Source organism: Sphingomonas sp. LR59, assembly GCF_036855945.1.
GTDB lineage: Bacteria > Pseudomonadota > Alphaproteobacteria > Sphingomonadales > Sphingomonadaceae > Sphingomonas.
Genome location: NZ_JASPFL010000001.1, coordinates 1,134,426 through 1,154,027, shown reverse-complemented (window position 1 = coordinate 1,154,027; position 19,602 = coordinate 1,134,426). Strand labels below are relative to the sequence as shown.

The window sequence follows — 19,602 nt, the reverse complement described above, 5'->3', positions numbered from 1 at the left end:
ATGAACCGCCACAGATCCGCCGGCACCACCGGTTTGGTCAGCACGACGAGCCCCGCACACCGCACATCCTCCACGACCGCGCGGTCCGCGGTCACCAGCGCAATCGCCGGCGGAGGCGTCATCGCCCGCAACCGCGCGACCACGTCGAGTCCATCCTCCGCTTCGTCCAAGTGGAAGTCGACCAGCGCCACATCCGGCTCCTCGTCCGTCGCTAGTTCCATCGCCTCGGCGATCGTCGCCGCCAGCAACGGCACGCACCGCCGCGCGCGCAACGCCGCGTCGAGCGCCGCCAGGATCGTAGCATCATTGTCGAGGCACATCACCCGCAACCCCGGCACCAGCGCGCGCGGCGCCGAGGGCGTCGGCAACGCCACATCCAGCCCGTCAGGCGCCAACGGCACCCGCACCGCAAACGTCGTCCCGCGCCCCGGAGCCGACCGCAACTCCACCGCCACCCCGAGCAACCGCGCGATCCGCCGGACGATCGCCAGCCCCAGCCCGACGCCGCCGCCCGCGCTGCCCTTGCTTTCGAGCCGCTCGAACTCCTCGAAGATCCGCTCGCGGTCCCCAGACGCAATCCCCGGCCCGGCATCACGCACCTCGATCAGCACGTCGTCACCCCGCCGCCGCGCCCCGATCCAGATCCGCCCATCCGCCGAATAGCGCACCGCATTCGACAGGAAATTCTGCAATATCGACCGCAGCAACGACCGATCCGTCGCCACGCTGAACACTCCCGGATGCGATGCCAGCACCAGCCCCCGCTCCCCCGCCAACGGCGCGAACTGCACGGCCAGTTCCTCGATGAGCGCCCCCAGCGCAAACCGCTCGACCTTCGGCACCACGCCCCCAGCATCGAGCCGCGACACGTCGAGCAACGCCCGCAGCAACGTGTCCGCAGACCCGATCGCGCCGTCGATCGCGCGCACCAGCTCAGCCTGATGCGGCGCCTTCCCCTCGTCGAGCGCCGCACAGAACAACCGCGCCGCATGCAGCGGCTGCAACAGGTCATGGCTCGCCGCCGCCAGGAACCGCGTCTTGTCGCGCGTCGCGGTCTCGGCGATCGCACGCGCCTCGCCCAGCATGTGGTTCGACCGCGCGAGATCCTGCGTCCGCGCGACGACCCGCGCCTCGAGATCGGCCTGCGCCTCCTTCTCCGCGGTAATGTCGGTGAAGCTCTGGACGTAGCCCCCGCCCGGCATCGGCCGCCCGACCATCTTGATCCACCGCCCCGACGGCCGTTGCCGCTCGAAACTGTGCGGCGTGCCGCGCGCGAGATGCGCCACCCGACGCCCGACATGCGCCGCGATATCGCCCGCGATGCCCTCGCGCTCGGCATTGTAGCGGATCAGGTCGGCGATCGCACGCCCGACCACGACATAGCCCTCGGGATAGTCGAACATCTCGACATAGCGCGGATTCCACGCGACCAGCCGCAGGTCCGCATCGATAACGCTCACCCCCGGGTCGATCGTCTCCAGCGTCGCGGACAGCAACGTGCGCGAGAACCGCAGCGAGCGCCCGCGCTGGTCGAGCAGGCGGACCACGTCGCTGACGTCGATCGCCGACCCGGCGATGCTCGACGCGACAATCTTCCGGGCCGACGGTGCGCCGATCACGCCCGCGATCAGCCGCTCGGCGGTGCGCGCCGCAGGGCCGTCGATCGGCGCGCGCTGATCGGGTGACGCCACACCGATCGCCTCCGCCTCGCCGTCGCCGACGAACCGCGCGACGAGCATCCGCAATTCGCCGAGCGTCGTGACATGGTCGAGCGCGGCGTTCCCCCGATGCCGCTCGCGCACGTGCAGCCCGGCCATCAGCGCGACGTTGACGCCGAGGCTCCACACCGTGCCGTTGACCAAAGGTGAGCCGATCCGCCACCCAAGCAACGCATCCGGATCGAGCCACGCCCGCGTGAACTGCGCTAACGCCGGCCCAACACCCTCGCCGATCGACGGCAGCAACAGGCAGTAGATCCAGACGACCACGCCACCGATCAGCCCAGCGCGCGCCGCTGTGTGATTGGCGAAGTTCCACCCGACCGTCGCGATCAGCGCAGGTGCGAACTGCGCCACACCGGCGAACGCGATCAGCCCGATCGACGCCAGCGGCAGGTCCGCACCCAGGCTCCGGCCATATAGCAGCGCGACCGCGACGATCGCGGCGATGATGACCCGCCGCACGCGCAGCATCCTTCGGCCAAGCTCGCCCTCGCCCGCCTCGCCGTGCCGCCGGAGCAGCAGCGGCGCGAGCAGATCGTTGGTCGCCATCGTCGACAGCGCGATCGTCTCGACTACCACCATCGCCGTCGCGGCCGAGAACCCGCCGAGAAACGCGATCAGCGCGACCAGGTTTTCGCCCTGCTGCAGCGGCACCGCAAGCACGTACAGATCCGGCTCGGCATCGCCCGGCAACAGCGTCATCCCCGCCAGCGCGAGCGGCAGCACGAGCAGCGAGATCACCACCATGTACGCGATGAACGGGCCCCGCGCCCGGGCGATCGCGTCGGGGCCGCGGGCCTCGATCACCCCGACATAGAATTGCCGAGGGAGGCACAGGATCGCCAGCGCCGACAGCAGCGTGCGCACCCAGAAATCCGACGATAGCGCACCCCAGGTGAAGCCCGCCTCAAGCCGGGCCAGCGGCGGCGCCAGCGCCTCCGCCGGCACGTCGACCAGCAACGCCACCGTCACAACCCCGAGCACGACGAAGCACAACAGCTTGATCAGCGACTCCGCCGCGATTGCCGCGACTACGCCAGGGTTGCGCCCCGCCACCTCATACCGCCGGGCGCCGAACAGGATCGCGAACACGGCGAGCAGCAGCGCGACCAGCACGCCAACCTCTGCCGAACTGCCGACGCCGGCAATCGCGCCGAAGCTCAGCGTCACCGACCGCAACTGGAGCGCGATATACGGCACCGATGCGAGCAACGCCGTCCCCGCGACGATCGCCGCCGTCCCCCGACTGCGGCCGTAGCGTGCCGAAATGAAGTCGGAGATCGAACTCGATCCCTCCTCGCGCGCCAGCCGCACCAGCCGCGCGAGAAACTTCGGCGCGAGCAGGAACACCAGCGCCGGCCCGAGATAGATGGCGAGGTAATCCCACCCTCGCGTCGCCGCGGTGCCGACCCCGCCGAAGAACGTCCAGCTGCTGCAATAGACCGCCAGCGACAACGGATACGCGATCCGTCCGAGCCGCTGCGACAGCCCACGCCGATCCACCACCCACGCGATCCCGAACAACAGCGCGCCATAACCGAGAATGGCGAGGATGATCATCGGTCGTGTGATGGATGCGCTCCAGTCTGGCGCCGAAGCGCGGTGTCACGACGCAACATAGCGCCGATCCGCGCGGTCGGCGACAGCCACCCGGCGTAAACCGAGTGGTTGTCGCTCGCCTCGATCCTCCCGCCAGGAGGAGGATACGCAGGTGAGAAGCTAGAGCAGCTTGTCGAGCGTGATCGGCAGGTCGCGAACGCGTTTGCCGCAGGCATTGTAGACCGCATTGGCGACCGCCGCGGCGACGCCGGTGATGCCGATCTCGCCGATCCCGTGCGCGCCCATCGGCGTATGCGGGTCGGCGATGTCGGTCCAGATCACATCGATCTCGGGCACGTCGAGATGCACCGGCACATGATATTCGGCGAGGCTCGGGTTCATGATCCGGCCGTTGCGCTCGTCGAACTGCGTCTCCTCCATCAGCGCCATGCCGAGCCCCATGATGATCCCGCCGCGGAACTGGCTGCGCGCCGTCTTGGGATTGAGGATACGCCCGGTGTCGAACGAGCCGAGAAAGCGGCTGACGCGCGTCTCGCCGGTCACGCTATTGACGCGCACCTCGCAGAACATCGCGCCGTAGGAATGCATCGACCAGTGCATCAGTTCGAGCGGCTGCGACGCCTCTTCGGTGACGGTCACGCTGTCGCGCTGCGCCCGGGCGAGGATCGAGGCATAGCTTTCGCGCCGCGCCGGATCGTCGAGCTTGGCAAGACCCGCGTCATCGCTGCCGACCTCGTCCACCGACAGCCCGGCAAGCGGGGAGTCGTTGCCGGCCAGCTTGAGCAACTCGCTCACCAGCGCGTTGTGCGCGGCGATCACCGCCGCCCCGATCGCCGCGGTCTGCTGCGATCCGCCGGCAAGGATCGCGCCGGGAATGATCGAATCGCCATAGCGCACCTCGACCGCGTCCATCGGCAGCGCGAGCCGCTCGGCCGCGACCATCGCCGTGGTCGTCGCGGTGCCCATCCCCATTTCCTGCGCGGACACTTCGACGATCGCGGTCGCGGCCCCCGTCCCCGATGCCGACAGCGTGATCCGCGCCGCAGCGCCCGGCATCCGGTAATAGGGGTAGGTCGCGGTCGCGCAGCCCATCCCGATCAGCCACTCGCCGTCGCGGCGCAGGCCCGGCTCGGACGACCGTTGGTCCCACCCGAACTTCTCCGCGCCAGCACGCCACGCTTCGACCAGATGCCGCGAAGAGAAGGGCAGACCCGAAAGCGGATCGGTTTCGGGCTCGTTGCGGATGCGGAGGTCGATCGGATCGATACCGAGTTCTACCGCAAGTTCGTCGATGCCGGATTCGAGCGCGAAGGTGCCGACCGACTCGCCGGGCGCGCGCATGAACGTGTTGGCGAGCATGTTGAGCCGGACGACCTCGACCGACAGTTTCACGCTGTCCGCCGCATAACCCGATTTAGAGCCGACGATGAACGGCTCGGGCATGTCGTTGTGCGGCGTCGTCGCGGTCGTGCCTGCGTGGATCATTGCCTGGAAATGGCCATCGGCGGCAGCGCCGATCGCGACGCGCTGTTCGGTCAGCGTGCGGCCACCGACGATCCGGTAGACACCCTCGCGACTGAGCGCGATCCGCACCGGCCGCTGCACGAGCTTGGCCGCAGCCGCGCCGAGGATCTGGTGATCCCACAAGCACTTTCCGCCAAAGCCGCCACCGACATAGGGCGACAGGACATGGACCTGGTCGGCGGCAAGATCGAACACGTTGGCGATCGTCGCGGCCTCCGCGGTGACCAGCTGGCTCGCATCGTGGATCGTCAGGCGATCACCATCCCAGACCACCGTCGACGCGTGCGGTTCGATCGCATTGTGGTTGTGGCGCGGCGTCCGATAGACGTTATCGACCGCATGCGGTGCCGCCTTCAGCATCGTCTCGGCGTCACCGACTGCGGCCTGCAACGCCTGTCCCATGAACGCACCGGGCTCCGCCCCCGCGGCCTTGGCCTCGTCGAACGAGGTCAGCGCCGGCTCCGCGTCATAATCCGCGACGATCAGCGACGCGGCATGATCCGCCTGCTCCTGCGTCTCGGCGAGCACGACCGCGATCGGCTGGCCGTTCCAGTGGATCCGGTCTCCCTGCATGATCGGCAGGTCGGCGGGGCCGGCAGCGGTCGGCGACGTGCCGAACACCGCCGGCCGGTTCATCCGTGGCGCGTTGCGATGCGTCATCACCAGCACGACGCCGGCCGCGGCCTCGGCAGCTTCCGTATCCAGCCGCGCAATCCGCCCGCGCGGGATCGTCGCATAGGCCAGCGCGGCATAGACCATCCCCGGCAGCGGCACCTCGGCGGCAAAGCGCGCCGCACCCTGCACCTTGGCCGCGCCATCGAGACGCGACACCGGCGTCCCGATCAGCCCGTGCTGGCGGCGGATCAACGGATCGGGAACGCCCCCTGGAATCCAGCTGTCGGGTGCCAGCGGCACGAGTTTCTCCATCGCGCCCTGCACCACGGCTTGCGTTGCGCCCTTGACGCTGTCGACGATGCTCATGCGCTTGCTCCTGCGAGATCGCCGAGCACGGCGACCAGCGTCCGCTTGACGAGTTCGATCTTGAAGCCGTTGTCGCGCAAGGGATGCGCGTCGGCCAGTTCGGCCAGCGCCGCCTCGCGGAACAGTTCCTCCCCCGGTACCGCACCGCGCAGGATCGCCTCCGCCTTCAGCGCGCGCCACGGCTTGTGTGCGACGCCGCCAAGCGCGATCCGCACGTCACCGATCTGGCCGTCCTCGATCCGCAACGCCGCGGCGACGGAGACCAGCGCGAACGCGTAGCTCGCCCGATCGCGTACCTTCCGGTAGGTCGAGTTCGTCGCGAACGGCATCGGCGGCACTGTGATCGCGGTGATCAGTTCGCCGGGCGCGAGCACCGTGTCGCGGTCCGGACTATCGCCCGGCAGGCGGTGGAGGTCGACGAACGGCAGTGTTCGCGCGCCTGCGACGCCATCGATATGTACGGTCGCATCGAGCGCAGTGAAGGCGACACACATATCCGATGGATGCGTCGCGACGCAGGCGGGCGATGCGCCGAGGATCGCGTGGATCCGATTGAACCCGCCCGCCGCATCGCACCCCGACCCGGGCTGGCGCTTATTGCAGTTCGAGCCGTCGGTATCGTAGAAATAGGTGCACCGCGTGCGTTGCAGCAGATTGCCGCCGACCGTCGCCATGTTGCGGATCTGCGGCGACGCCCCCGCCAGGATCGCGCGCGCCAGCACGGGATAGCGTGCGCGTACCACCGGATGCTCGGCGAGTGCGGTGTTGCGGACCGCGGCACCGATCGAAAGTCCGCCGTCCTCGGTTTCGGCGATCTCGGCGGAGAGGCCGGTGACGTCGACCACGCGATCGGGCCGGGCGATCGTCTCGCGCATCAGGTCGACCAGGTTGGTGCCGCCGCCAAGATAGGCCGTGGCCGGGTCGGCGCCGAGCTTGATCGCATCGGCAATGCCGTCGGCGCGTGCGTAGGTGAACGGCGTCATGCCACCCCTCCGCGACGCCGGTTCGCTCCGCGTCGACGGTCTGCGCGATCGCGTCGATGATGCCGTTATGTGCACCGCAGCGACACAGATTGCCGCTCATCCGCTCCTGGAGTTCCTCACGCGTCAGCGTGACGAACGCGGACAAATCCGCCGTGGCATGGCTCGGCAGGCCGCGCTTGGCCTCGCTCGCCATGCCGATCGCCGAACAGATCTGCCCAGGCGTGCAATAGCCGCACTGGAAGCCGTCATGATCGATGAACGCCTGCTGCAACGGATGCAGCGCGCCATCGGTCGAGAGTCCCTCGATCGTCGTGATGCTGCGCCCGGTATATTGCACCGCCAGCGCGAGGCACGACACGATCCGCTCGCCATCGACGAGCACGGTGCACGCGCCGCATGCGCCCTGGTTGCAGCCCTTTTTCGTACCCGTCAGATCAAGATGTTCGCGCAGGAAATCGAGCAGCGAGACACGTGGATCGGCCGGCGGTTCGGCCGTCGTGCCGTTGATGGTCATCGACATCGCGATCTCCTGACTTCTGGTATTTTCTCGTTCGTGCCGATCTATCCGAAGCCGCGTCCCACCACCATAGATCGATGGTCGTGACGGCCGGACCCCGCCAAAAAAAGGACCGGGACGCATGGTCTGCACCCCGGTCCTTTTTCACTTAGTCAGCCGTCACGTCGGCGATTAGGCCAGCGTGCGGACGTTGGGTTCGCGATCCCAATAGCGCTTCGTGCCCGCGGTCGCGATCTTGCCGAGATCGACGACACCGGCATCCGGCTCGACGCCAGCCTTGTCGAGCAGCGGCTTCGATGCCGCGTTGGCCGCAACCGCCTTCAGATGCCCGAAGGCGTCCATGACCCACTGAACCGCGGCGCCTTCCTTGAGCAGCGTCTTGCATCCGTCCTCGGAGAGCACCACCGCGACCGCGTCGAAGATCTGCGACGGGCTGCCCGCGAGCTGGCCGTGCGCCTTCTTCTTGCTGCCATCGGCAAGCTTGGCGCCACCGACCTTCGGCGCGACCAGCACGGCCTTGCCGCCTGCTCCCTCGACCGCGCTGACGACCGCATCGATCTCGGCGCCATCCGACCCGTCGGCGATCAAGATGCCGACCTGACGACCCTCGAGCGTCTCCTTCATCGACTTCTGGATCGACAGGGCGTCGCTTGGCTTCATGTCGACCGGCTCGCGGAAGGCAGGGTTAGCTGCCGGCAGGTCGATCCCGAGACCGTCGGCAACGCGCGATGCCAGTTCCTCGTTCACGTTGCGCAGGTTGGCGACGGTGCGCTCCTGGACGTGCGCGAGGCCGACCTTCGACAGTTCGAACGTAAAGGCCGACGCGATGTGCGCCTTCTCGTTGTCCGTCGCCGACACCCAGAACAGCCGTGCCTGGCTGTAATGATCGCCGAACAACTCGGCGCGCATCCGCAGCTTCTCGCCCTGTTCGTCCGCCCCGGTCGGGTTGGTCGTCGTCACGAAGCCGTTCGGCGACTCGCGCGGACCACCATCCTCGCCGACCACCGACAGGCTGTTCGGCTCGTAGTTCGCCCGGCCCTTCGGCACCTTGGTCTGCATCATCCCATCGCGCTGGAAGTTCTGCGCGTCGTTGCGCGGCGCGTTGACCGGGATCTGGTGGAAGTTGGTCGTCCCGAGACGCGACTTTTGCGTATCGAGATAGCTGAACAACCGCCCCTGAAGCAGCGGATCGTTCGAGAAATCGATCCCCGGCACGATGTTGGTCGGCAGGAACGCAACCTGCTCGGTCTCCGCGAAGAAATTATCGACGTTCCGGTCGAGCACCATCCGGCCGATGATCCGGACGGGGACGTCCTCCTCGGGGATCAACTTGGTCGAATCGAGCACGTCATAGGGCTGCGCTTCGGCGAATGCCTTGTCGAACACCTGAATGCCAAGCTCCCACTCGGGGAAGTCGCCGGTATCGATCGCTTCCCACAGATCGCGACGATGATAGTCGTTGTCGGCGGCCTGGAGCTTGAGCGTCTCGTCCCAGATCGTCGACTGGAGCCCGAGCTTGGGCTTCCAGTGGAACTTCACGAAGCTCGACTTGCCCTCGTCGTTGACGAGCTGGAAGGTGTGGACGCCGAAGCCTTCCATCATCCGCAGCGAGCGCGGCAGCGTGCGGTCGGACATCGCCCACATCTGCATATGCGTCGATTCCGGGGTCAGCGACGCCCAGTCCCAGAACGTGTCATGCGCCGAGCCGGCCTGCGGATAGGCGCGGTCGGCCTCCATCTTCACCGAATGGATCAGGTCGGGGAACTTGATCGCGTCCTGGATGAAGAACACCGGGATGTTGTTGCCGACGAGATCCCAATTGCCTTCGGTCGTGTAAAACTTGACCGCGAAGCCGCGCACGTCGCGCGGGGTGTCGACCGACCCGGCGCCGCCTGCAACCGTCGAGAAGCGCGTGAACAGCTCGGTCTTGGTGCCCTTCTTGAACACCGCCGCCTTGGTCAGGTCGGAGATGTCGTCGGTCGCCTCGAAATAGCCGTGCGCGCCCGAGCCGCGGGCGTGGACGATCCGCTCGGGGATCCGCTCGTGATCGAAGTGGAAGATCTTCTCGCGCAGCACGAAATCCTCGAGCAGCGTGGGACCACGCGCGCCGGACTTCAGGCTGTTCTGGTTGTCGGAAACGGGCACGCCGTGGTTGGTCGTGAGCACGGGCACGTCGCCGCCGGCGCGCTGATGGGTTTCGCCACCATTGCCGGGATTGCGCTCTGCGGGGTCGCTCATTGCAAATCCTTGGTTATCAGTCGGAGTTCTGGGCAGTTAACGAACGCTGCGAGAGCCTGGGTCCACGCACACGAAAGAATTCCTGACCTATCGCCAGCCCCGATCGCCCCCGACCACGTGGACAGGATGTCACAGTGACAGCCATGGGCATGCCGTCTACCGGTACGCGGTGTCCGCACTGCGCCGCCTCATCCTGTCCCGCCCGCTGCTGATGGGATGGCTGTGCGTTGCGGCGCTGGCGCTGAAACTGCTGGTGCCGTCGGGCTACATGATCTCCGGCGAAGGCGGCCGCGTCGCGATCATCCTGTGCTCGGGTGTCGCCCCGTCGATGGCTGCCCCGTCGATGGCCGGCCCATCTACAACCGGCGCATTGAGCACTGCGTCGCCGGGCATGGTCATGGGCGATCACGTCATGTCCGGCCATGCCATGCCGGAACACGATCCCTCTACCAGCCACGGCAAGATGGAGATGCCCTGCGCGTTCTCCGGGCTCTCGGCGCAGGCGCTCGCGGGCGTCGATGCGACCCTGCTGGTGGCGGCGATCGCGTTCGTCATGGCGATCGGCATCCGTCCCGTCCGCCCGCTGGTGCGAGCCCGCCCGCCCTATCTGCGCCCGCCTTTACGCGGCCCACCGATCGCCCTCTCGACCATCTGACCCGAGCCGCCCGTCCCGCGGGACGCGGCTCGTCACATTTGCCGACGCGCATCGTCACGGTCGCGCGCCTGTCGAAGGCTCCTGCATATGTTTCGTACTCCGCCTCCATTCGGGGCGGCGATGGCCGTCGTCCTCGCCGTTCCCGCCTGCCTCGTCGCACCTCCCGCGGTCGCTCAGACAACCACCCCTACCCCCGCCCCTACCGACACCGACACGCGCTTCACGATCGGCGACGTCGTCGTCACCGCACCGAGCATGGCGCGGTCGACCGAGACGATCCTGACGTCGGTCGACATCCTCGGCGGCGACATCGCGCAGCGCCAGTCGGTCGACAACACCTGGGAGCTGTTCGCTCGGCTGCCCGGCGTCGTGGTGACCGACTTCAACCAGGGCACCACCTCGGGCCGCTTCTCGATCCGCGGGTTCAACGGCGAAGGTGAGATCAATGCGGTCAAGCTGATGATCGACGGCATTCCCAGCAACGACAATGCCGGCGGGATGACCGGAATCGACATGGTCTCGCCGCTCGATATCGCCGCGATCGAGCTGGTCCGCGGCACCGCCGATCCGCGCTGGGGGCTGAACGCGATCGCCGGCAGCGCCAACATCCTGACGCGGATCGGCGGCACTTACCTCGACGCGCGACTGATCGGCGGCGCGTTCGGAACGGTCGACGGACAGGTCTCCGCCGGAGTCGAACGCGGCGGGTTCAGCCAGAACTATTTGGTCGGATACCGTCGGACCGATGCCTATCGCGACCATGCCGATCTCGACCGCCTCAACCTGGCGGGCAAATGGTTCTATGATTTCGGGTCTACCCGCCTGGGCGCGATCGTCCGCTACTCGACCGCGACCGCCGACGAACCTGGCTATCTGACCGACGCCGACGCCTATACCGACCGCCCGAAATCCTATGCCGTGTCCGCCACCGATGGCGGCACGCGAAGGATCGGCCAATATAGCCTGCATCTCGATTCCGACCTCGCCGACACGCTTGCGCTCAGCGCCAAGGGCTATGCCAACAGCCTGCACGACGATCGCTATGTGCGCTTCTCCGCGAGCGTCCCGCAGCAACGACGGCTGACCGAGGAATGGCAATATGGCGCGACCGCCGCGCTGCATTATCATCCCCAGGTCGACTTCCTCCACGGCCTGATGATCGAGGCTGGCGGCGACGTGCAGGTGCAGGACAATAAAAGCCTGCGCTGGCTGACCGATCGCCGCATGCTCACCAGCCAGACACGCGACCAGGATTTCGGGCTGACCGTGTATGGCGGCTATCTCCAGGCGGTGATCGAGCCGACTGACTGGCTCAAGATCACGCCGGCATGGCGGCTCGACCGCGTCGCCGGCGATTTCACCAACCGCCTGGCGGGCACGACCGCGCCGATCAACGATTACGGCACGATCAGCCAGCCCAAGCTGAGCGTCGCGATCACGCCCGTGACCGGCATCACCGCCTACGCCAATTACGGCCGCACGTTCCAGATCGGCGCGGGCTCGGGTGCATATCTGGTGGCGCCGCGAACCACTGACGTCGCGCCGTCGATCAACGAAGGCTATGAGGCGGGCCTGAAGCTGACCCGCGGCCGCTGGCTCGAAGCCCGCGTCGCACTGTGGCAGCAGACCGCGAGTGGCGAGCTGAAGCGACGGCTGAACGATCCGTCGGGCGATGTCGACAATCTCGGCCGGACGCGCCGCCGCGGCATCGATCTGCAGCTCGACGTGAAGCCGCTCCGCACCGTCGCGCTCTGGGGCAGCTATTCGCACCAGACCGCGCGGATCGTCACGCCCGACCCGGCCACCCCGTCGCAGGCCGGCAACGCGATCGACCACGTCCCTCAGAACGTCTTTTCGGGCGGGCTCGACGTTACGCCCGATCCGAAGGTGCGGCTGTCCCTGTGGGGCAACGGCCAGTCGAGCTACGAACTCGACCCCGCCAACACGCAGGGACGCTACGGCGATTATGTCGTGCTCAATGCGGAGGTAGCGTACAAGCTGACGCCGACGATTGAGATCTCCGCGCAACTCAAGAACCTGGCGAACGAGCGCTACGAATATGTCTGGTACGACGGCACTCAGCGGCTGCACGCACCGGCGGATCCAAGATCGCTGTTCGGTGCGGTCCGGTTGACGCTCTGATGACACGCCGGCCACCGCTGCGCGTGATCGTGCGGCGCATCCACCTCTGGCTGGGGCTGTCGATCGGCGCGCTGTTCGCGTTCGCCGGGCTGACCGGCAGCATCCTCGTCTTCTATCCGGAGATCGACGCGGCGCTCAGCCCGGCGTTGCGCGCGATACCGAACGGTGCGCGGCCGGTATCGTGGCAAGCGGTCGTCGACACGCTCCACCGTGAGCATCCGGGTCGCACCGGCGCGTGGCGGATCGAAGTCACGACGGATGGCGGCGCGATCCCGGTCCGCTATTATAAGCCCAAGGAAACCACCGGTCGCGACTTCGCGCCCCTGCTTGCCTGGATCGACCCGGTGCGGCTGACGACGATCCGCACCGGCTTCTGGGGCGATACCATCGTCACCTGGATCTACGACCTCCATTACCGGCTGCTACTTGAGAAACCCGGTGGCATCGTCATGGGGATCGCAGGAATCGTTATGCTGCTGATGATCGCCAGCGGGATCTGGGCGTGGTGGCCGCGCCCCGGCGGCTGGTGGCGCGCGCTCCGCTTCAAGCGCGACGCCGCCCCGATCCGGCGGCTGTACGACTGGCACAAGCTGATCGGCGTGGCCGGCGCGATCCTGCTGCTCGTCGTCACCGCGACCGGGGTGATGCTCGACCTCCCCGACCAGACGCGCTCCGTAATCGGACGCGCCTCACCGCTATACCACATGCCGTCGCTTAAGGTTGTCGCGCCGGGCGAGCCCTTATCGGTCGACCGACTGGTCACGGTCGCCGAGCGCCGCTTTCCCGGTGCCGCGCTCGCCTGGATCGAAACCCCCGCCTCGCCGACCGGCACCATGCGGATTAACCTCGCGCAGGACGGCGAGCCAAGCCGCCGCTTTCCGCGCACTAACGTCTGGCTCGATCCCTATACCGGCGCCATCCTCGCGACCCGCAACGGCCTCGCCGAGACACGCGGCGACACCGTGATGAACTGGCTCCACCCGCTGCACGGCGGCGAGGCGTTCGGACTGCCAGGACGCGTTCTCGCCTTCGCCGCCGGGATCGTCCCGATCGCGCTGTTCGTAACCGGCGTGCTGCGCTGGCAACGACGGCGGCACCCGCAAAGGACGATTGGCACCCGGCACGAACCCGGCTAGCACGACGCCCGAGCGGCCGGTTCGACCGGTGGCTTGCTAGATCGCGTCGGTGCCCGGAAGGGCTTGATTGGGAATGCGGTGCGGACGGTTCGCCGTCTTATGCCGCGGCTGTCCCTGCAACTGTAAGCGGCGAGCGAAGCGCACGAGCCCTCTGCGCGAAGGCAGCCACTGGGCCGCAAGGCCTGGGAAGGCGGTGCGCCGAGCCTTGACCCGCGAGCCAGGAGACCTGCCGGCGTCTGGTCGCTCTTGTCCCGGTCCAGGGGGTGGCCGAGGCACGGTGAACGCCGCCTGCGTGACACTGGCTGAGCGACGACCATGTGGCGGGGGCCGCATCGGCGTCGTGCGTCGGCCGCTCATGGCGTCCGGTCGTCGTATGGCCCGGCCGTTCGCGGCAGGCCCCCGTCCTCGTCGGACGCTGCGGGGCTATTGCATGACGACTTTAACGATTGAGCGACCGATGCGAGTTTCGACACGCAAGCGCATCGGCTGGATGTTCATTGGGCTAATCGTGGCCAACATCGCCGCCTGGTGCTGGGCATTCTCGCTGTTCCATGCGCAACCGCTGATGCTAGGCACGGCGTTATTGGCCTGGGGTCTCGGCCTGCGCCACGCGGTCGATGCGGACCACATCGCCGCGATCGACAACGTGACGCGGAAGCTCATGCAGGACGGCCAGCGGCCGATCGCGGTCGGCTTCTGGTTCGCGATCGGCCATTCGGGGATCGTGCTGATCGCTGCCGTCGCGATCGCGCTCACCGCCAGTGCGCTGTCGCAGTTCGAGGCATTCAAGCAGGTCGGCGGCGTGGTCGCGACGACGATCTCCGCGCTGTTCCTGTTCACGATCGCAGCGATGAACCTGATCATACTCCGCTCGGTCTGGCGCACCTTCGGTCATGTCCGCAGCGGCGGGACGTATGTCGAGGAGGATCTCGACCTGCTGCTCGGCAACCGCGGGCTGCTCGCACGGCTGTTCCGGCCGATGTTCCGGCTGGTCACGCGCAGCTGGCATATGGCACCGCTCGGCTTCTTATTCGGGCTAGGCTTCGACACCGCCACGGAGGTTGCGATCCTGGGCCTTTCCGCCAGTCAGGCCGCCGACGGTCTCTCGATCGGCATCGTCCTCGTGCTCCCGGTGCTGTTCGCGACCGGCATGGCGCTGGTCGACACCGCGGACGGCGTCGTCATGCTCGGCGCGTACGAATGGGCGTTCGTGAAGCCGATCCGCAAACTTTATTACAACATCACCATTACGCTGATCTCCGCGATCGTCGCGATAGCGATCGGCGGGATCGAGACGCTCGCGCTGCTTGGCGCAAAGCTCGGCCTGACCGGCGGCATCTGGGATCTGGCAGCCGCACTCGGCGAGAACTTCAACGGCCTGGGCTTCGCGATCATCGGCCTGTTCGTGCTGTGCTGGGTCCTGAGCTTCGCCATCTACCGCTGGAAACGCTTCGATGAGATCGAGGTCGTGCACGGATAGCTGGCGGCGTGGCGGAAAGTCCTCTAACCCACCCCCGAGGCTCGGTTTCACCGAACCTCACAGATCGCGCCGGTGCCCGGAAGGGCTTGAATGGGAATGCGGTGCGGGAGGAGTCCTCCCAATGCCGCGGCTGTCCCTGCAACTGTAAGCGGTGAGCGAGACGCACACGTCCTTCGTTTCGGAGGGCAGCCACTGGGGAAACCTGGGAAGGCGTACGTCGAGCCTCGACCCGCGAGCCAGGAGACCTGCCAGCGTTATGGTCGCTCTTGCTACGATCCAGGGGATGGTCGCGGCACGGTACTCCGTCTGAGCGACGAACGCGTGCGACCGAAAGGTCGTGCGTGCGTGTGCTTTAGACGTCGAGGAAATAATCATGTCCGATCTTTCAAAGGTCCCCGTTACCATCGTCACCGGCTTCCTGGGCGCCGGCAAGACTACGCTCATCAGCCACCTGATCCGTCATGCGAACGGCCGCCGGCTCGCCGTCGTCGTCAACGAGTTCGGCACTCTGGGGATCGACGGCGACATCCTCAAGGGCTGCGCGATTCCGGATTGCCCGGCCGAGAACGTCGTCGAGCTGGCGAACGGCTGCATCTGCTGCACCGTGGCAGACGACTTCATCCCGACCGTCGAGACGCTGCTCGCGCTCGACCCGCGCCCCGACCACATCCTGATCGAGACGTCCGGCCTCGCGCTGCCCAAGCCGCTGCTCAAGGCATTCGACTGGCCCGCGATCCGCTCACGCATCACCGTCGACGGCGTCATCGCACTCGCCGATGCCGAAGCGGTCGCCGCCGGTCGCTTCGCACCCGACGTCGCCGCGCTCGATGCACAACGCGCTGCCGACCCGAGCGTCGATCACGAGACGCCTTTGTCGGAAGTGTTCGAGGACCAGCTCGCCTGCGCCGATCTGGTGCTGTTGACGAAGGTCGATCTCGCCGGACCCGAAGGCGTCGCCAAGGCGCGCGCGGTGATCGCTGCCGGGTCCGCACGACCGCTGCCGGTCATCGACCTCACCGACGGCATCATCGATCCGCGCGTGATCCTGGGCCTCAACGCCGCTGCCGAGGACGACATCGCCAGCCGCCCCTCGCATCACGACGGCGAAGACGATCACGAGCATGACGATTTCGACAGCGTCGTCGTCGAGCTGGGCGAGATCGCCGACCCCGCCGACCTGACCGCGAAGATCGAGGCGCTCGCCCGCAGCGCGGACATCCTCCGCGTGAAGGGCTATGCAGCCGTCACCGGCAAGCCGATGCGCCTGCTCGTCCAGGCGGTCGGCGCGCGCGTCCGCACGCAGTACGACCGCCCATGGCGCGCCGGCGAACAGCGCCGCACGCAACTGGTGGTCATCGCCGAGCACGACCGCATCGACGAGGCCCGCATCAAGGCCGCGCTGGACGCCTGAGGCCGACGATGCACGTCGTCTTCCGCGAGACCCACGGGCTGGAGGAAAGCGCGGTCCCGCAGGACCTCGCCCAATCCCCTGCGGACCTCGTCGTCCTTTCCTTCTCAGACGGTGACCTCGGCGCATTCGCTGCGGGCTGGAGACGTGCGGACGCTGCCGGAAGCCGATTGCCGTCGCTACGCCTGGCGAACCTGACCGCGCTCCAGCATCCACTCTCGGTCGACACCTATGTCGAGCAGACGCTGGCGGGCGCGAAGGGCATCCTGATCCGGCTGATCGGCGGGCGCTCCTACTGGAGTTACGGCCTGCAACAGGTCGAAAACCTTGCGCGGGAGAAGGGCATCGCGCTGGTCGTCCTCGCCGCAGACGGCCGCATCGACACGCGCCTCGACGCCGCCTCGACGATCCCGCTGTCGACGCTGCGCCGTTTGGCGCATCTCTGCGACACCGGCGGCGCGGTCGCGGCGCAGGCGGCGCTGGCCCAGTTCGCGCTGGCTGCGGGGTGCTACGCCGGCCCCGTCACCGGCGTCCGCGCGATTGCCGATGTCGGCGGCTGGCAGCCACATGACGGCGTGACATGCCCGGCCGCGTTCGCCCTGAACGCGACACGCCCCCGCGTACTGACCGTGTTCTACCGCTCGTATCTGACCGCCGCGGACCTCGACCCGATCGAAGCGCTCCACGTCGAACTTTCCGCGAGAGGGTTCGACGTCATCGGCCTCTTCGCGCCTTCGCTCAAGGCACCGGATGCAGCCGGCTGGATGAGCCGCTGGGTCACAGCCCTGAAGCCCGCTGCGATCGTCAACGCCACCGCCTTCTCCGCCCGCAGCGCGGCCGATACCACGCCGCTCGACGACGCGAACGTCCCCGTCTTCCAGATCTCGCTCGCCACCTCCGACCGCGCAGCCTGGGCCGGCGCCACCCGCGGCCTGTCGCCCGCCGACCTCGCCATGCACGTCGTCCTCCCCGAAGTGGATGGCCGCCTCTTCGCAGGCGTCGCCAGCTTCAAGGAAGCCGCGACCAGAGACGGCGACCTAGAATACACCCGCCGCGAACACCGCGCTGACCCGGCACGCATCAACGCCATCGCCGCGCGCATTGAGGCCTGGACGAAACTCGCCAGCAAACCCGTCGCCGACCACCGCATCGCGATCGTACTGTCGACCTACCCCGGCAAGGCGTACCAGATGGCGCACGCCGTCGGTCTCGACGCGCTCGCCTCGACGCAAGCAATCCTCGCTGACCTTACCGAAGCCGGCTACGCGATCACCTCGGACGCCAACGATCTCACGACATCACGCATTCACTGGCCACTCGAAGAGTATCGCAAAGCCCTCGCGCAACTGCCCAAAGCGCTCCGCGAGGACCTCCGGCAAAGCTGGGGCGACCCCACCGAGGACTTCACCTTCACCGCGATCGATCACGGCGGGGCGCTCGTCGCCCTCCAACCCGAACGCGGTCGCTCCGAGCAACGCGCCGAGGAGTATCACGACCTCTCGCGCTGCCCCTGCCACGCCTATGTCGCCTTCTATCTGTGGCTCCGCACGCGCGGCACCGACGCGCTGGTTCATGTCGGCGCGCACGGCACGCTCGAATGGCTCCCCGGCAAGTCGGTCGCGCTGTCGGACGCTTGCTGGCCCGAAGCGCTCGTCGGCGCCATGCCCGTCATCTACCCGTTCATCGTCAACGACCCCGGCGAAGCAGCCCAAGCCAAGCGTCGCATCGGTGCGGTGACACTCGGCCACGTCCCGCCGCCGCTCGAACGAACCCGTACCGGCGCAGGTCTCGGCCGCCTCGAAGCCTTGCTCGACGAATTCTCCAACGCGGACGGCCTCGATCCCGCACGCCGCGACCGCCTGCAACGCGACATCCGCGACGAAGCCACCGCCACCGGCCTCGCCGCAACGCTGGGCCTCGACGACGCGCAATCCCAGTCGGAAGCGATCACCCGCATCGACACGTTCGTGTGCGACGTGAAGGAAAGCCAGTACGGCGACGGCCTCCATATCTACGGCCGCGGCGAGCACGGCGACGCCGAACGCGCCGGATTGCTGTCGGCTCTCCAGGGCAAACGCGTCGCACCCGGCCCCTCCGGCTCCCCGTGGCGAGGCCGCGCCGACGTCCTCCCGACCGGCCGCAACCTCTACACCACCGATCCCAGAGCAGTCCCCTCGCGCGCCGCCCACACCCAAGGCGTCAAACTCGCCAACGAGTTAGTCCGCCGTCATTTGCAGGACCACGGCGACTACCCCCGCAACCTCGTCGTCGATCTCTGGGCTTCCGCGACGATGCGGACAGCCGGCGAGGAGTTCGCGATGGCGCTTCACCTGCTCGGCGCAGAGCCCGTCTGGGACCTGCAGTCCGACCGCGTCACGGGCGTCGAGATCCTGCCGTTGGCGAACTTCGATCGCCCCCGCATCGACGTCACGCTGCGGGTCTCCGGCCTTTTCCGCGACGCCTTCCCGACGCTCTGCACGATGTTCGGCCAAGCCGTCCGCGCGCTTGCCGCACGCGACGAACCGCAAGACTGGAATCCCTTCGTCGGCAAGCCAACGACCGCCCGTGTCTACGGCCCCGAACCCGGCCGCTACGGCCTGAGCATGGGCGACGCCGCCGAAACCTACACGCCAGCAGCGCGAGATCGAAGCTGGCAACGCGTGGCTATCTGCCTCCAGCCACGCGCTCGACGACGGCGTCGACAGCTTCGACCCGACCGGCATTCGCGACCGCGTCGCTGCCGCCGATGCCTTCGTCCACGTCCAGGACCTGCCCGAAACCGACCTGCTCCTCGCCGCGGACTATGCCGCGCACGAAGCCGGCTTCGCCGCCGCGCAATCGGTCGCCGGAGGGAGCGCCACGCTCTACCACCTCGACGCACGAGACCCCACGCAAGCCAAGGCGCGCCCGCTCAAGGAAGAGATCGCCCGCGTCGTCCACGCCCGCGCCGCCAACCCGGCGTGGGTCGACGGCATGATGCGCCACGGCTTCCGCGGCGGTGCCGAGATCGCCGCCACGCTCGATCACCTCGGCGCCTTCGCGCATCTGGCCAGCGCGGTCCGCCCAGAACTGATCGACCTCTATTACGACGCGACGCTAGGCCGCGACGACGTCCACGCCTTCCTCGCCGAAGCCAACCCCGGCGCACTCGCGGCGATGCAGGCCCGTTTCGCGGCGCTCCATGCCGCGGACCTCTGGCCGACCCGCCGCAACTCGATCCTCGCGCGCCTGGATTTGCCGTCGTGAGCGCATTCGAG

General features: G+C 67.7%; 8 protein-coding genes, 3 pseudogenes and 2 riboswitches. Of the genes and pseudogenes, 6 read left to right on the top strand and 5 right to left on the bottom strand.

The genetic code is table 11. From position 1 onward, the window contains the following. Positions 1-20: 20 nt before the first annotated feature. From QP164_RS05255 to QP164_RS05235, 5 genes and pseudogenes are all read right to left on the bottom strand, one after another. Positions 21-1,739, bottom strand: a pseudogene (locus QP164_RS05255) (PAS-domain containing protein); the annotation flags it as partial. Positions 1,740-3,440: 1,701 nt separating this feature from the next. Then, a complete protein-coding gene (locus QP164_RS05250; protein WP_333922417.1) occupies positions 3,441-5,786 on the bottom strand; it encodes a xanthine dehydrogenase family protein molybdopterin-binding subunit in 2,346 nt (781 codons plus the stop codon). After that, positions 5,783-6,769: an FAD binding domain-containing protein gene (locus QP164_RS05245; RefSeq protein ID WP_333922416.1), complete on the bottom strand. Its 987-nt coding sequence runs from the start codon at positions 6,767-6,769 to the stop codon at positions 5,783-5,785. The genes QP164_RS05250 and QP164_RS05245 overlap by 4 nt, the downstream gene beginning before the upstream one ends. 37 nt (positions 6,770-6,806) lie before the next feature. Next, a pseudogene (locus QP164_RS05240) lies at positions 6,807-7,289 on the bottom strand (2Fe-2S iron-sulfur cluster-binding protein); the annotation flags it as partial. A 168-nt stretch (positions 7,290-7,457) separates the two neighbouring features. Continuing rightward, entirely contained in the window at positions 7,458-9,524 is a 2,067-nt protein-coding gene (locus QP164_RS05235; RefSeq protein WP_333922415.1) for a catalase, read from the bottom strand. 169 nt (positions 9,525-9,693) lie between these two features. Between QP164_RS05235 and QP164_RS05230 the strand changes: the two genes are divergently transcribed. The 6 genes and pseudogenes from QP164_RS05230 to cobN all read left to right on the top strand — a co-directional run bounded on the left by QP164_RS05230 (position 9,694) and on the right by cobN (position 19,591). Continuing rightward, on the top strand, positions 9,694-10,179 hold the full coding sequence (locus tag QP164_RS05230) for a hypothetical protein (protein ID WP_333922414.1): 486 nt from the start codon (positions 9,694-9,696) through the stop codon (positions 10,177-10,179). A gap of 87 nt (positions 10,180-10,266) precedes the next feature. Then, the gene (locus QP164_RS05225; protein ID WP_333922413.1) at positions 10,267-12,321 is read left to right on the top strand and encodes a TonB-dependent receptor; all 2,055 of its coding nucleotides are present in this window, start codon (positions 10,267-10,269) and stop codon (positions 12,319-12,321) included. Beyond that, the gene (locus tag QP164_RS05220; protein WP_333922412.1) at positions 12,321-13,457 is read left to right on the top strand and encodes a PepSY-associated TM helix domain-containing protein; all 1,137 of its coding nucleotides are present in this window, start codon (positions 12,321-12,323) and stop codon (positions 13,455-13,457) included. Before QP164_RS05225 ends, QP164_RS05220 begins: the two co-directional genes overlap by 1 nt. Before the next feature lie 30 nt (positions 13,458-13,487). Continuing rightward, positions 13,488-13,705, top strand: a riboswitch (cobalamin riboswitch). Between the two features lie 209 nt (positions 13,706-13,914). Further along, positions 13,915-14,937 carry a HoxN/HupN/NixA family nickel/cobalt transporter gene (locus QP164_RS05215; RefSeq protein WP_333922411.1) on the top strand — a complete coding sequence of 341 codons (1,023 nt, stop codon included), beginning with the start codon at positions 13,915-13,917 and terminating at the stop codon, positions 14,935-14,937. A gap of 53 nt (positions 14,938-14,990) precedes the next feature. Next, positions 14,991-15,204: riboswitch (cobalamin riboswitch) on the top strand. Between the two features lie 106 nt (positions 15,205-15,310). Further along, the gene (gene cobW / locus QP164_RS05210; RefSeq protein WP_333922410.1) at positions 15,311-16,348 is read left to right on the top strand and encodes a cobalamin biosynthesis protein CobW; all 1,038 of its coding nucleotides are present in this window, start codon (positions 15,311-15,313) and stop codon (positions 16,346-16,348) included. A gap of 8 nt (positions 16,349-16,356) precedes the next feature. Then, positions 16,357-19,591 (top strand): annotated as a pseudogene (cobN, locus tag QP164_RS05205) (cobaltochelatase subunit CobN). Positions 19,592-19,602: the final 11 nt, after the last annotated feature.

Bases quoted from the DNA above. Each gene is read 5' to 3' on its own strand.
- QP164_RS05250 (WP_333922417.1), bottom strand. From the start codon at position 5,786: ATGAGCATCGTCGACAGCGTCAAGGGCGCAACGCAAGCCGTGGTGCAG.
- QP164_RS05245 (WP_333922416.1), bottom strand. From the start codon at position 6,769: ATGACGCCGTTCACCTACGCACGCGCCGACGGCATTGCCGATGCGATC.
- QP164_RS05235 (WP_333922415.1), bottom strand. From the start codon at position 9,524: ATGAGCGACCCCGCAGAGCGCAATCCCGGCAATGGTGGCGAAACCCAT.
- QP164_RS05225 (WP_333922413.1), top strand. From the start codon at position 10,267: ATGTTTCGTACTCCGCCTCCATTCGGGGCGGCGATGGCCGTCGTCCTC.
- QP164_RS05220 (WP_333922412.1), top strand. From the start codon at position 12,321: ATGACACGCCGGCCACCGCTGCGCGTGATCGTGCGGCGCATCCACCTC.
- QP164_RS05215 (WP_333922411.1), top strand. From the start codon at position 13,915: ATGCGAGTTTCGACACGCAAGCGCATCGGCTGGATGTTCATTGGGCTA.
- cobW (WP_333922410.1), top strand. From the start codon at position 15,311: ATGTCCGATCTTTCAAAGGTCCCCGTTACCATCGTCACCGGCTTCCTG.